The organism is Fusicatenibacter saccharivorans (assembly GCF_027667425.1).
GTDB classification, from domain to species: domain Bacteria; phylum Bacillota; class Clostridia; order Lachnospirales; family Lachnospiraceae; genus Fusicatenibacter; species Fusicatenibacter saccharivorans.
In genome coordinates this window covers 140,970-153,932 of the sequence record NZ_JAQEGR010000011.1, presented here as the reverse complement: position 1 = coordinate 153,932, position 12,963 = coordinate 140,970, and the positions used below count along the sequence as shown (strand labels likewise).

The window sequence follows — 12,963 nt, the reverse complement described above, 5'->3', positions numbered from 1 at the left end:
CTTATTCAGAACTTTCGAGGATGTGTTTCATTGTTTAATTATCAAGGATCTTTGCCGTTCCAACTCGGATCAGCTCATTTATTTTATCACAGAGCTTTTCGTTTGTCAAGAACTTTTTTGATTTATTTTTTGAAGTTTTTTTAACTTCTTTGCCGTTCTTTCGATCAGCAACTCGTTTATTTTATCAAACTCATTCGCTTTTGTCAAGAACTTTTTTAATTTATTTTTTGGATTAGTTTTTTCAAACCTATCACCAACTCTGCTATCTTATCAGATGTGAAGCTGTTTGTCAAGAACTTTTTCCACAAAAAATATCATTTTGTTTTTGGCTTTTAAACGGAGAAGGAGGGATTTGAACCCTCGCGCCGGTTACCCGACCTACACCCTTAGCAGGGGCGCCTCTTCAGCCACTTGAGTACTTCTCCAAATGCCTAAATATAAAATGATATGTGCAGTCACTCATTCGTGACGCATGGTTTATTATACAAAAACCTTACGTTCTTGTCAACCCGTTTTTTCGAATTTTTTGTTTTTTTCTTACTATTATAGAAAATATGCCTTACAGAACCCAAATCAGCCCCCAGAATAGCAGAAAAGAGCGCATATCACGCTCTTTTCTGAAACCGCTACGCGGTTACGACGGCTTCAATTCTCTTCTTTACCATCTCGGCAATCTCTGTTGTCTTCATTCCCTGGTATTCCTCGTATGGGATCGGGTCGAGAAAATGGACTTCTACCGTTACAGGACGGACGGTATTGGAGTCAAACGGAACAAAACAGTTTTTTAACGCAACCGGCACGATCGGGCATTTTGCTTTTACTGCAATCTTGAAGCTGCCGCTTTTAAACTCCAGCAGCTGGTTTCCCTTTCTGCTCCTCGTTCCTTCCGGAAACAGAATGACGTTTTTGCCTTCTTTTACGGCATCGGCCGCCTCATTGATAACCTGCATTGACTGCCGCAGATTCTCCCGGTCCATAAACAGCGCGTGGATGCACGCAAAGACCTGTTTTAAAAACGGAATATGCTCTACCTCTTTTTTGGCAACAACTGTAAAGGTACGCGAGCACGCTCCTGCGATCGCCAGCACATCGTACAGTCCCTGGTGATTCGGATACATCACAAAACCGTCCTGCTCCGGAAGATTTTCTGCTCCATAGGATTCCACAATGACGTTTCCGCCTTTGTTCGCCCGCTGTACAATAAAGCGCAGCATTTTAAAGTGCTCTTCCAGACTGTACTTGTCCGGATGCGCTGCATGGTAACAGAGCCGGCACCACATCCACGGAACCAGAAGCAGATTCCGCAGCACCATCAGTAAAATTCGTTTCATATTTTTCTTCCCTTCCCCAAACGAGAAAAACGTGCCTGAGCTTTTTTCTCTCAGACACGTTTTTCGACGCTGTATTATTCCTGCGTTTTCTCAGAAGTCGTTTCGTTCTCTTTCTCCGAAACCGAAGTCTCCTCGGACGCCTCTTTGTCTCTTACTTTTGCAATGCTGGCAACCTTGATTTCGCCGTCCACATCCATCAGCTTAACGCCGGATGTGATCCGTCCCATCACAGAAATGCCGGAGCATGGCGTACGGATGATGATTCCCTCTGTGGTGATCATCATGATCTCATTATCCTCGTTGACCGCCTTGGAACCGATCAGGTTTCCGGTCTTTTCGGTAATCTTATAGCATTTGACACCCTTGCCGCCGCGGAGCTGTACGGTAAACTCTGCCATCGGCGTCCGTTTGCCCATGCCGTTTTCGGATACGACAAGGAGATAGTCTCCCTGCGTGCAGATCTGCATGCCGACTACTTCATCGCCATCCAGAAGGTTGATGCCGCGTACACCCATGGAAACACGGCCTGTCGTACGCACATCGTTTTCCTTGAAGCGGATACACTGGCCGAATTTCGTTACCAGAATAATCTCTTTCTCGTTATCAGTTGTCTTAACTTCAATCAGTTCATCATCATCGCGGAGCGCAATGGCAGCAAGACCCGTTTTTCTGACGTTCTCGTACTCTTCGAGCGGCGTCTTCTTCACCAGTCCCTTTTTCGTTGCCATAAATAGATAATGGCCCTTCTCATATTTACGCATTGGAATAACAGCGGTAATCTTCTCTCCCGGCTGCAGCTGGAGAAGGTTGACAATCGCCGTTCCTCTTGCGGTTCTGGACGCCTCCGGAATCTCGTATGCTTTCAGACGGTAGACTCTTCCCGTATTCGTAAAGAACATGAGGTAATGATGGGTCGTCGTCATCAGAAGCTCCTCGATGTAGTCGTCCTCGATGGTCTGCATGCCCTTGATTCCCTTGCCGCCGCGGTTCTGGCTGCGGAAGTTGTCAACGGTCATACGTTTGATATAGCCCAGTTTCGTCATGGTGATGACGGTATTCTCGCGCGGAATCAGATCCTCCATGGAGAGATCGTACTCATCAAAGCCAATGGAAGTTCTTCTGTCATCGCCGTATTTTTCGGATACGGTCAGAATCTCCCTGCGGATAACGCCAAGAAGCACCTTGCGGTCTGCGAGGATGGCTTTTAACTGCTCGATGCGCGCCATCAGCTCTTTGTACTCGTTCTCGAGCTTCTCCCGTTCCAGACCGGTCAGAGCGCGCAGACGCATGTCTACGATTGCCTGGGCCTGGGCATCACTCAGATCGAAGCGTTCCATCAGGTTCTTCTTTGCCTCTGCCGCATTCGCGGATGCACGGATGATATGGATCACTTCGTCAATATGGTCAAGCGCTTTTAAGAGTCCTTCCAGAATATGGCTTCTCTCCTGCGCTTTGTTCAGGTCGTATTTCGTTCTTCTCGTCACAACCTCTTCCTGGTGCTGCAGATAATACGTCAGCATCTCCAGAAGGTTCATGACTTTCGGCTGATTGTTTACCAGTGCAAGCATGATCACACCAAAGGTATCCTGCATCTGGGTATGTTTGTACAGCTGGTTTAAGATGACGTTTGCATTGGCGTCGCGGCGCAGTTCGATACAGATGCGCATACCCTCACGGTTGGAGTGGTCCGCAATGCCGGTGATGCCGTCGATCTTTTTATCTCTTACCAGCGCGGCGATGTTCTCGATCAGGCGCGCCTTGTTTACCATGTACGGGATCTCGGTTACGATGATCTCGCTCTTTCCGTTCGGCAGTGTCTCGATGTTTGATACCGCACGAACACGGATTTTACCGCGGCCGGTACGGTAGGCCTCGTCGATGCCGCGGGTGCCGAGGATTTCTGCTCCGGTCGGGAAGTCAGGGCCTTTTACAATGCCGAGAATCTCCTCGAGATCTGTCGTACGGTCCTCCTCGATGATATTATCAATAATTTTTACAATGGCACTTACCACCTCGCGCAGATTGTGCGGCGGGATGTTCGTTGCCATACCGACTGCGATACCGGAAGTACCGTTTACCAGAAGGTTCGGGTAGCGGGCCGGCATAACAACAGGCTCTTTTTCGGTTTCATCAAAGTTCGGGGCGAAGTCTACGGTGTCTTTGTTGATATCCGCCAGCATCTCCATCGAGATTTTGCTTAAACGTGCCTCGGTGTATCGCATAGCCGCAGCGCCGTCGCCGTCGACGGAACCGAAGTTTCCATGGCCGTCCACCATCGGATAACGGGTTGCCCAGTCCTGTGCCATGTTGACGAGTGCTCCGTAGATAGAGCTGTCGCCGTGCGGGTGATATTTACCCATCGTATCACCGACGATACGCGCGCACTTACGGTGCGGCTTATCCGGCGTATTGTTCAGTTCACTCATGGAGTACAGAATACGTCTCTGTACCGGCTTTAAGCCATCGCGGACGTCTGGAAGTGCACGGGATGCAATTACGCTCATCGCGTAGTTGATGTAGGATTCCTCCATCGTGTCTTTCAGATCGACCTCGTGAATTTTATCAAAAACATTATCTTCCATCTTTTCCTCCACTTCAGTTCACAGGACTTTTTAGATATCCAGGTTGTTTGCGTATTTTGCTCTCTCTTCGATAAAGTCACGGCGCGGTTCTACCTTGTCGCCCATGAGCGTATTGAAGGTAAGATCAATTTCAGAAGAATACTCTTCATCGAACACAACGCGGCGCAGAACACGGCGTTCCGGGTCCATGGTGGTCTCCCAGAGCTGCTCCGCATCCATCTCTCCCAGTCCTTTGTAACGCTGGATCTTATTATCTCCGCGTCCGATCTCATTGAGGATCTGATTCATCTGATCGTCGTCGTATGCGTACCATACTTTTTTGTTTTTCTCAATCTTGAACAGCGGCGGCTGTGCCAGGTAAACGTGGCCCTGTTTGATCAGCTCCGGCATGAAGCGGTACAGGAACGTCAGCATCAGCGTGTCGATGTGCGCGCCGTCGACATCGGCATCGGTCATGATGATGATCTTGTCGTAGCGCAGTTTGGTGATATCGAAATCGTCGTGGATTCCGGTTCCGAATGCCGTAATCATCGCTTTGATCTCGGCATTGGCATAAATTTTATCGAGACGTGCTTTCTCTACATTCAGGATTTTTCCACGCAGAGGCAGGATCGCCTGCGTTGCACGGCTTCTCGCGGATTTTGCGGAACCGCCCGCGGAATCTCCCTCGACCAGGAAGATCTCACAGTTTTTCGGATCCTTGTCGGTGCAGTCTGCCAGTTTTCCAGGCAGGGACATACCGTCCAGTGCGGATTTTCTTCTCGTCAGGTCACGCGCTTTTCTTGCAGCCTCTCTCGCACGCTGGGAAAGCAGGGACTTTTCAATGATCGTTTTTGCGACAGCCGGGTTCTGCTCCAGGAACAGCTCGAGCTGGGTGCTCACGATATTGTCGACTGCTCCTCTCGCCTCGCTGTTTCCAAGTTTCTGCTTTGTCTGGCCCTCGAACTGCGGCTCCTCAATTTTGATGCTGACAATCGCCGTCATACCCTCGCGGATATCCTCTCCGGTCAGGTTCGGTTCGCTGTCTTTTAACAGTTTATTTGCTCTTGCATATTCATTAAAGGTTTTCGTCAGCGCATTCCGGAAGCCCACGATATGGGTACCGCCCTCCGGCGTCGTAATGTTGTTGACGAAACCGTACGTATTTTCCTGATAGGAATCGTTGTGCTGCATCGCAACCTCAACGAGAACGCCGTCTCTTTCTCCCTCGCAGTAGATGATGTCCGGGTAGAGCGCCGTTTTGCTCTTGTTCAGGTAGCTGACAAACTCTTTGATACCGCCCTCGTAGTGGAATGCTTTTTCCACTACCGGATCCGTGCGCAGATCGCGCAGAACAATGCGCAGTCCCTTGGTCAGAAATGCGGTCTCGCGGAGTCTTGTTTTTAAAACGTCGTAATCATAAACCGTCTCCTCGAACATCGTGTCATCCGGCAGGAAACGGACCTCGGTACCTGTTTTTTCGATCGGACAGGTATCGATGACCTCCAGCTTATTCATGGTTTTTCCGCGCTCATACCGCTGGAAGTAAACCTTTCCATCGTGATAAACGCGCACCTCAAGCCAGTTAGACAGCGCATTTACAACGGATGCACCAACGCCGTGCAGACCGCCGGATACCTTGTACCCTCCGCCGCCGAACTTTCCGCCTGCGTGCAGCACCGTAAAGACAACCTCAACGGCCGGAAGGCCCGACTTATGATTGATGCCGACCGGAATACCACGGCCGTCGTCGATGACGGTGATGGAGTTGTCCGGGTTAATCGTAACGTCAATATTTTTGCAGTATCCTGCCAGTGCCTCGTCTACCGAGTTGTCGACAATCTCATAGACCAGATGGTGAAGTCCCCGTGCGGAGGTACTGCCGATATACATACCTGGGCGCTTCCGTACGGCTTCCAGACCCTCCAGAATCTGAATCTGGTCTGCACCATACTCTGTCTTTTCCATATTCTCTGTACTCATTTAGATTCCTCCTGTTTCTTTGTGAAACACAGATCCCTCGACCACCTGGAATACGCTGTTTGCCTCAAAATGATTTTCGACAAACTCGTCCAGTCCGGTACAGGTAATCAGTGTCTGTATGCTGTGAATGCTCTGCAGAAGATAATTCTGCCGGCTACCGTCCAGCTCCGACAAAACATCATCCAGCAGTAAAACCGGTGTATCGTGAATTTCCTCCTCGACCAGACGGATCTCCGCCAGTTTCAGCGAAAGCGCCGCCGTCCTCTGCTGCCCCTGGGAACCGTATTTACGGATATCAATGTCGTTGACCCGCACACAGAAATCGTCCCGGTGCGGCCCGGTGTAGGACTGTCCGAAACGCAGATCACGCTCTCTTCCGGCTTTTAACTCTTCGGAAAACCCTTCCTCGGACACATTCGGTTCATAGGTAATCAGAATCTGCTCCTTTCCTCCGGTCAGATTCTGATGGATCTCGGATAAAATATCATTCAGGCGGCTGATAAATTTTTTCCGCTCGGAAATAATGCTTGTTCCATAGCGGACCATCTGCTCATCCCAGATCTCGAGCGTATCCGCCATTCTGCCGGAAAACGAAATCTCTTTAAGCAGCTTGTTTCTCTGCGCCACCACTTTATTATAATTGGCAAGCTCGATCATGTATAGTCTTGACAATTGACAAATTTCGCTATCCAGGAAACGCCGGCGCTCCGCAGGACCGTTTTTGATTATATTCAGATCCTCCGGAGAGAAAAACACAATATTTACAATGCCAAAAAGTTCCGACGCTTTGCGGATCGGAACTCCATCGATGGCGATTCCCTTGGATTTATTTTTTTTTAGATGCATATCGATTTTATGCGTGCTGCCGTTCCGCTCCACCATCATCCGGATATGGGCTTCCTCCCGGTCAAACTGGATGATTTCGCGGTCCTTGCTGCCGCGGTGCGATTTTGTCGTACCCGCGAGATATAAAGCCTCGAGAATATTCGTCTTTCCCTGGGCATTGTCGCCGTAGAGAATATTCGTTCCGGGGCTGATATTTATGCATAAACTCTCATAATTCCGATAGTTCTTCAGTTCTAAAGATTTGATATACATGAGCACTCGTCCGTGAAAAATCAGCTTAAGTTTTTAAGCCTTATTTTTTAATTTGTATCTCATTTCCATTGTAGCAGACAACATCTCCGTCATAGAGCTTGCGGCCGCGGCGGGTATCTACTTCACCGTTTACGGTCACTTCGCCGTCCTTGATGACGAGCTTTGCTTCCACGCCGTCTTCTACCAGAGCCGCAGCTTTTAATGCCTGGCCCAGTTTGATGTAATCTTCACGCAGCGTAATAATTTCCATTTTTTCCTCCTGCACTGCCGTGCCTTTTCCTCACGTAAGTTCGCAGTTTTCAACCTGTGTGGCTGTAAAACCGCTGAAAGTTCTTTCAGAAAAGGTTCCGGCAGATTTCAAACTTATGTGACTTATCTCACGGAATTGAAGTTTACCGGCAGAATCAGATAGATATAGCTCTCTTCTTCGTTCCGGATAAAACATGGAGCCTTCGGGTTGACCAGATAAATCGAAATTTCCTCGTCGTCAATAACACGAAGTGCATCGATCAGGAATTTCGGGTTAAAACCGATCATAATATCCTTGCCTTCTTTGTTGATATCGATCTCTTCTTTCATGGAACCCATCGCGGAGTTGATCTGCAGTTCCATCGCTCCATCCTGGATGTCGATGATGATCGGTTTTTTGTCGCCTTCTTTGACAAGAAGCGTCGCACGGTCGATACAGCTTAAGAATTCTTTTTTGTTGATCGTCACTTTTGTCTCGTAATCACTCGAAAGCATCTGGTCGATGCGGAAATATTCACCGTCGATCAGTCTGGAAACGACCGTTGTATCATCGAACTTGAACATAATGTGGTTTTCCGAGAAGTAAATATCAATCTGATCATCCATCTCGCCGGACAGAATTTTGCTGATTTCGTTCAGGGTTTTTCCCGGAACAACGACTTTTCGGTCCAGATACGAATTTTTCAGCTCAATTTTGCGGATCGCAATACGGTGTCCGTCCAGAGATACGACGCGAAGTGTGTTATCTTTGATTTCAAACAGCTCACCGGTCATCAGTTTGTTGTTCTCATTGGCTGCAATGGAGAAAATGGTCTGACGGATCAGTTCTTTTAAGGTGAACTGGGAAATGGAAACACAATCGGAAGTTTCGAGAATCGGCAGATAGGAAAAATCTTCTCCTGACTGTCCCGGAATGTTGAATTTTGCTTTTTCACACGTAATCGTGGTTAGCAGATTTTCATCTGTTTCTATTGTAACCTGATTATCCGGAAGTTTTCTTACGATCTCAGAAAAAATCTTTGCATCCAGAGCAACAATACCGCGTTCCAGAATCATACCTGTGACAAGGGTCTCAATTCCGAGTTCCATATCGTTGGAGGTAAACTTGATCTGGCTGGAAGATGCATCAATCAGGATACACTGCAGAATTGGCATCGTAGTTTTACCGGAAACAGCTTTCATCGCAATGGCAACGCTTTTTACAAGGTCTGCTTTGTCAAACACTAATTTCATAATTGTGGATAACTCTCCTTTCCTCACGGCTGGGTGAGTATGCTTATAAAGAAAAAATATAGTAAAAATCCGTAGTCTTAGTCGTAGGGGCTGTGGATATGTGGATAACCCCTTCGAGAATGCGGAAATACTGGAAAAATGGATCTGTATAACTCTGTGAATAATCGAACGTGAACTTGTGTATGAAATGTTGATAACTTCAGGCTCCAAAGTTGTCCACAATTCATCCACAGGCTTTCCACATCGGTTTGTGCATAAATAAGGGCCTGTAAACCGATGCGTTTCTTCTTATATAAATGTAGATATAAATGTAGATCGGTTCGAACTGTTTTGACAGAGTTACAGCTATGCCGCTTATTTAGACGGGTTAATCTTCTTCTTTAAGATATCTACCGTGTTGCGGACACTGTCTTTGGCATTCATTTCCTTTTCGATCTTCTCAATGCCGTGCATGACAGTGGTATGATCGCGGTCGCCCATCATTTTTCCGATTCCGGTCAGCGGGGCATCGAGCATTTCGCGGCACAGATACATTGCGATCTGGCGCGGGAATACGATTTTGCTGCTCCGCTTGCTGCCGACAATGTCGGACGGCGTAATATCGAAGTGATCTGCAACGGTGTCGATGATAAATTCCGGCGTGATGACCTTCTTCTCGTTTGGGGAGATGATATCGCGCAGCACCTGTTCTGCAAGATCAATGTTGATTTCACGTTTTTCAAGGTTTGCGTATGCAATGATTTTGTTGAGAGCGCCTTCTAATTCACGGATGTTCGATTTAATATTGGAAGCGATGTATTCGATCACATCGTCGCTGACGGAATAGCCGTCGAGTTCCTGCTTTTTGCGGAGGATGGCGATTCGCGTTTCATAATCCGGGCTCTGGATGTCGGCAAGGAGTCCCCATTCGAAACGGGAACGGATGCGGTCTTCCAGGATATCCATGTCTTTCGGGGGACGATCCGAAGAAAGGATGATCTGTTTGTTGGCGCCGTGCAACGTATTGAAGGTATGGAAAAACTCTTCCTGTGTTGATTCCTTTCCTATAATAAACTGCACATCATCGATGAGAAGTACGTCGATATTGCGGTATTTCTCACGGAATTTGGTCATTGCGGTGTTGTTGCTGTTTCGGATGGCCTCGATGACTTCATTTGTAAATTCTTCACTCGTTACGTAGAGAATCCGCGAAGACGGGTTCTTCTGAAGAATAAAATGTGCGATCGAATGCATCAGATGGGTTTTGCCCAGTCCAACACCACCGTATAAAAACAGCGGATTGTAGATTTCTCCCGGGGATTCGGCCACGGCGAGAGAAGCTGCATGGGCAAATTTGTTATTGCTGCCGACCACGAAGGTATCAAAGGTATACTTTGGATTCAGGTTCGGCACATAGAGATTTTTCTGGACGGGAGCAGGCGCTTTTTCCTGTTTCACTTCTTCCGGAAGAATAAAGCGGATCTCATAGTTGACACCTGTGATTTCCGCGATGGCCACTTTAATAGGAAGAGTATATTTTTTGCTCACGTAATCGAGACCCATTTTTTCGGATGGAACCAGGATTGTGATCAGATTGTCCTCAACCGAATGGATCGTAAGTGGTTCAATCCATGTAGTAAAGGAGATCTCAGATAATTCGTGCTCGTCCCGCACTCTCTGCAGTATTTCTTTCCATTTATCTTGTACGATTTCCATGCTTTTTCTGTCGCTCCGCTTCTATAATCATTGCTTTTTGGGGATAACTTCTGTCTGAAAAACGAAATTTTCCCCGAATAGTCGCATTTTTACTTCTATATGATATAATAAAATGCCGTTTTATTCAACCCAAAAATGTGGATAATTATTTTTTTATCCACAGAATGTGTAAAAAATTTTCCTGTTGATGAAATGGAGGATAGTTTGTGGATAACAGGGAAGCTTATGTTGATAAAATTGTGGATAGAGGGCTGGAAAAACCGAAATGTGTAAAGTCTGGAAAACTTATATACACATTATACATGGCGTAAATACTGGAAAAATTGGAAATGCCCACAGGTTGTACACAGCAAAACCGAAAGTTATCCACAAGGTTATCCACAGATTGTGGATAATGTTGATTACGGTTACAAGATATCGTGTGGAAAGCGCAAAAATCGAACTGGTATTTGTACGTGTGCGGCGGACAGTGTGGATAAGTTGTGGATAAACCGAAAATCAGCACACGGAAGGCACGGGCAGCGGCAGACCGGAAAACCGCGTCAGAGCGGCATTTTTCCCGAAAAAACTGCGAAAATTATTGATTTTAGGGTTGACGAAATGGGGGTTTATGAATATAATTGAAATGATGTTTTCTGTCATACATGTAGTGAAATACTGCCTCGCAGGCAGTTATTGATTAGAATTTAAAGGAGGTGCCTTATCTTATGAAAATGACATTTCAGCCGAAAAAAAGATCCAGAGCTAAAGTTCACGGATTCAGAGCAAGAATGAGCACAAAAGGTGGAAGAAAAGTTTTAGCTGCAAGAAGATTAAAAGGAAGAAAAAAATTATCAGCATAAAACCAAAGGCCGCATAAAATTTATGTGGTCTTTTCTTCTATCTAAAGCTATTCAATGAAAAGAAAATTTAGACAAATCATGAAGGAAAGAATGGATTCATGAAATATTCGGAAAGCCTGAAAAAAAACAGAGATTTTCAGCTGGTTTATAAGCAGGGAACATCGTTTGCAAACCGATTTCTGGTCATGTATGTGAAGAAAAATCAGCTGGGACGGAACCGGATTGGAATTTCAGTAAGTAAAAAGGTGGGAAACAGCGTTGTGCGCCACCATCTGGCGAGACTGATCCGGGAGAGTTATCGTCTGCATGAAGAGGAATTTCAGTGTGGAATGGATGTAGTTGTGATCGCAAGAGTTAATGCAAAAAACTGTACGTATTTCGAGATAGAGGGAGCACTTTTGCATCTGGGAAGACTACATCATATATTAAAGGAAACAGAAAAATGAAGACGGTATTGATAAAAGGTATCCGGTTTTATCAGAAGTACCTGTCTCCTCTGAAGAGGGTGCACTGCCCTTATACGCCGACCTGCTCGCAGTACGGGCTGGAAGCGATTCAGAAATATGGTGCTTTCAAAGGAAGTCTGCTGGCATTATGGAGAATACTGAGATGTAACCCGTTTTCACACGGAGGTTACGACCCTGTGCCGTAGATAAATAAGGAGGAAAAGACGTTTTGGATATCGTACTGAGTAAATCAACGTGGCCGATTATCGGGTGGGTATGCCAGATCCTCGGCTGGCTGATCAATGGAATTTATTTTTGTCTGGAAAAAATTGGAATTCCGAATATCGGTATTGCGATTATTCTGTATACGATTATCATTTATCTCGTTCTGACGCCGCTTCAGATCAAGCAGCAGAAGATGTCGAAGATGATGAGCGTAATGCAGCCGGATCTGCAGAGAATTGAAAAGAAATATCAGAACAAAAAAGACCAGGCTTCTCAGATGAAAAAATCTGAAGAAACCATGGCAGTTTATCAGAAATACGGTGTCTCCCCGACAGGAAGCTGCAGTACACTGCTGATTCAGATGCCGATTCTGCTTGCACTGTACCAGGTTATCTATCATATTCCGGGATATATCGGAAGTGTCCGCAATGTATTCCAGGGACTGACAACACAGATGATGGGTGTATCAGGATATTCTGACATCCTGACACAGTTTATCACAGATAACCGTGTTACCATGTACAGTAAAGTAAGTGAAACATTAACCGAAAATAACCTTCTGGACATGTTTTATGTGCTGAAACCGTCCCAGTGGACGAAGCTGGCTGACATCAGCGAGTTCTCCGGTATTGCGGATACCATTACAAAAACCGCCGCGGAGTCCAAGCATATCAACATGTTCCTTGGATTTAATATCACACAGTCTCCGATGGATGTCATCCGCGAGGGTATGGCAAACGGATCTGCGCTTCTGATTGCAGGAGCAATTCTGGTGCCGATTCTGGCATGGTTTACCCAGTGGCTGAACTACAAGCTGATGCCGCAGGCACCATCTTCCAACAACGGAAATAAGACAGCAAACTCCATGGAAAATTCCATGAAGACCATGAACACGGTAATGCCTGTTTTCTCCGCATTTATGTGTTTATCATTCTCCATCGGTATTGGTATTTACTGGATCGCCGGTGCGCTCGTTCGAAGTGTACAGCAGGTTATCATCAACCGCCATATGTCCTCGATCGACATGGATGAGGTGATCCGCAAAAACCAGGAAAAAGCTGCAAAGAAGAGAGAAAAAGCCGGCCTTCCGCCGCAGAAAATCACACAGGCTGCAACGCAGAGTGTGCGTAATATTCAGGTACAGGAGAACGAAGAGCCGTCTGCTGAGGAAAAAGAGGCAGCAAGAAAGGCTTCGACTGAGTATTACAACAGCAATCAGGAATACCGCGCCGGAAGCATCGCTGCGAAAGCAAACATGGTAAAACAGTTTGATGAAAAGAACAGCAAAAAGAAAAAATAG

11 protein-coding genes and 1 tRNA gene are annotated in these 12,963 nt (G+C 46.5%); 4 read left to right on the top strand and 8 right to left on the bottom strand.

What is annotated here, in order from left to right; all coding sequences use genetic code 11:
* Window positions 1-337: 337 nt before the first annotated feature.
* The 8 genes from PGS38_RS11900 to dnaA form a co-directional block, all read right to left on the bottom strand.
* A tRNA-Ser gene (locus tag PGS38_RS11900) sits at window positions 338-425 on the bottom strand.
* Window positions 426-626: 201 nt separating this feature from the next.
* Window positions 627-1,331, bottom strand: a complete 705-nt coding sequence (locus PGS38_RS11895) for a lysophospholipid acyltransferase family protein (RefSeq protein ID WP_117762034.1) — start codon at window positions 1,329-1,331, stop codon at window positions 627-629.
* A gap of 74 nt (window positions 1,332-1,405) precedes the next feature.
* A complete protein-coding gene (gene gyrA, locus PGS38_RS11890; RefSeq protein ID WP_270476297.1) occupies window positions 1,406-3,913 on the bottom strand; it encodes a DNA gyrase subunit A in 2,508 nt (835 codons plus the stop codon).
* A 30-nt stretch (window positions 3,914-3,943) separates the two neighbouring features.
* A complete protein-coding gene (gene gyrB, locus PGS38_RS11885; RefSeq protein ID WP_055221593.1) occupies window positions 3,944-5,875 on the bottom strand; it encodes a DNA topoisomerase (ATP-hydrolyzing) subunit B in 1,932 nt (643 codons plus the stop codon).
* On the bottom strand, window positions 5,876-6,973 hold the full coding sequence (gene recF, locus PGS38_RS11880; RefSeq protein WP_118697738.1) for a DNA replication/repair protein RecF: 1,098 nt from the start codon (window positions 6,971-6,973) through the stop codon (window positions 5,876-5,878). It lies immediately after the preceding gene.
* Window positions 6,974-7,013: 40 nt separating this feature from the next.
* A complete protein-coding gene (locus PGS38_RS11875) occupies window positions 7,014-7,223 on the bottom strand; it encodes an RNA-binding S4 domain-containing protein (protein ID WP_022462275.1) in 210 nt (69 codons plus the stop codon).
* Window positions 7,224-7,345: 122 nt separating this feature from the next.
* Window positions 7,346-8,455, bottom strand: a complete 1,110-nt coding sequence (dnaN, locus tag PGS38_RS11870; RefSeq protein WP_118659956.1) for a DNA polymerase III subunit beta — start codon at window positions 8,453-8,455, stop codon at window positions 7,346-7,348.
* Window positions 8,456-8,809: 354 nt separating this feature from the next.
* A complete protein-coding gene (dnaA, locus tag PGS38_RS11865; protein WP_119188940.1) occupies window positions 8,810-10,150 on the bottom strand; it encodes a chromosomal replication initiator protein DnaA in 1,341 nt (446 codons plus the stop codon).
* Window positions 10,151-10,857: 707 nt separating this feature from the next.
* Here dnaA and rpmH point away from each other — a divergent pair.
* From rpmH to yidC, 4 genes are all read left to right on the top strand, one after another.
* A complete protein-coding gene (gene rpmH / locus PGS38_RS11860; protein ID WP_005952426.1) occupies window positions 10,858-10,992 on the top strand; it encodes a 50S ribosomal protein L34 in 135 nt (44 codons plus the stop codon).
* Window positions 10,993-11,090: 98 nt separating this feature from the next.
* The gene (gene rnpA, locus PGS38_RS11855) at window positions 11,091-11,438 is read left to right on the top strand and encodes a ribonuclease P protein component (RefSeq protein WP_117814440.1); all 348 of its coding nucleotides are present in this window, start codon (window positions 11,091-11,093) and stop codon (window positions 11,436-11,438) included.
* On the top strand, window positions 11,435-11,644 hold the full coding sequence (gene yidD, locus PGS38_RS11850; protein WP_022462271.1) for a membrane protein insertion efficiency factor YidD: 210 nt from the start codon (window positions 11,435-11,437) through the stop codon (window positions 11,642-11,644). Before rnpA ends, yidD begins: the two co-directional genes overlap by 4 nt.
* A gap of 23 nt (window positions 11,645-11,667) precedes the next feature.
* Window positions 11,668-12,963, top strand: coding sequence for a YidC/Oxa1 family membrane protein insertase (yidC, locus tag PGS38_RS11845; RefSeq protein ID WP_117802685.1), 1,296 nt, complete (start codon window positions 11,668-11,670; stop codon window positions 12,961-12,963).

Coding starts and splice junctions, on each gene's coding strand:
- PGS38_RS11875 (WP_022462275.1), bottom strand. CDS start 7,223: ATGGAAATTATTACGCTGCGTGAAGATTACATCAAACTGGGCCAGGCA.
- rpmH (WP_005952426.1), top strand. CDS start 10,858: ATGAAAATGACATTTCAGCCGAAAAAAAGATCCAGAGCTAAAGTTCAC.
- recF (WP_118697738.1), bottom strand. CDS start 6,973: ATGTATATCAAATCTTTAGAACTGAAGAACTATCGGAATTATGAGAGT.
- PGS38_RS11895 (WP_117762034.1), bottom strand. CDS start 1,331: ATGAAACGAATTTTACTGATGGTGCTGCGGAATCTGCTTCTGGTTCCG.
- yidD (WP_022462271.1), top strand. CDS start 11,435: ATGAAGACGGTATTGATAAAAGGTATCCGGTTTTATCAGAAGTACCTG.
- gyrA (WP_270476297.1), bottom strand. CDS start 3,913: ATGGAAGATAATGTTTTTGATAAAATTCACGAGGTCGATCTGAAAGAC.
- rnpA (WP_117814440.1), top strand. CDS start 11,091: ATGAAATATTCGGAAAGCCTGAAAAAAAACAGAGATTTTCAGCTGGTT.
- dnaA (WP_119188940.1), bottom strand. CDS start 10,150: ATGGAAATCGTACAAGATAAATGGAAAGAAATACTGCAGAGAGTGCGG.
- gyrB (WP_055221593.1), bottom strand. CDS start 5,875: ATGAGTACAGAGAATATGGAAAAGACAGAGTATGGTGCAGACCAGATT.
- dnaN (WP_118659956.1), bottom strand. CDS start 8,455: ATGAAATTAGTGTTTGACAAAGCAGACCTTGTAAAAAGCGTTGCCATT.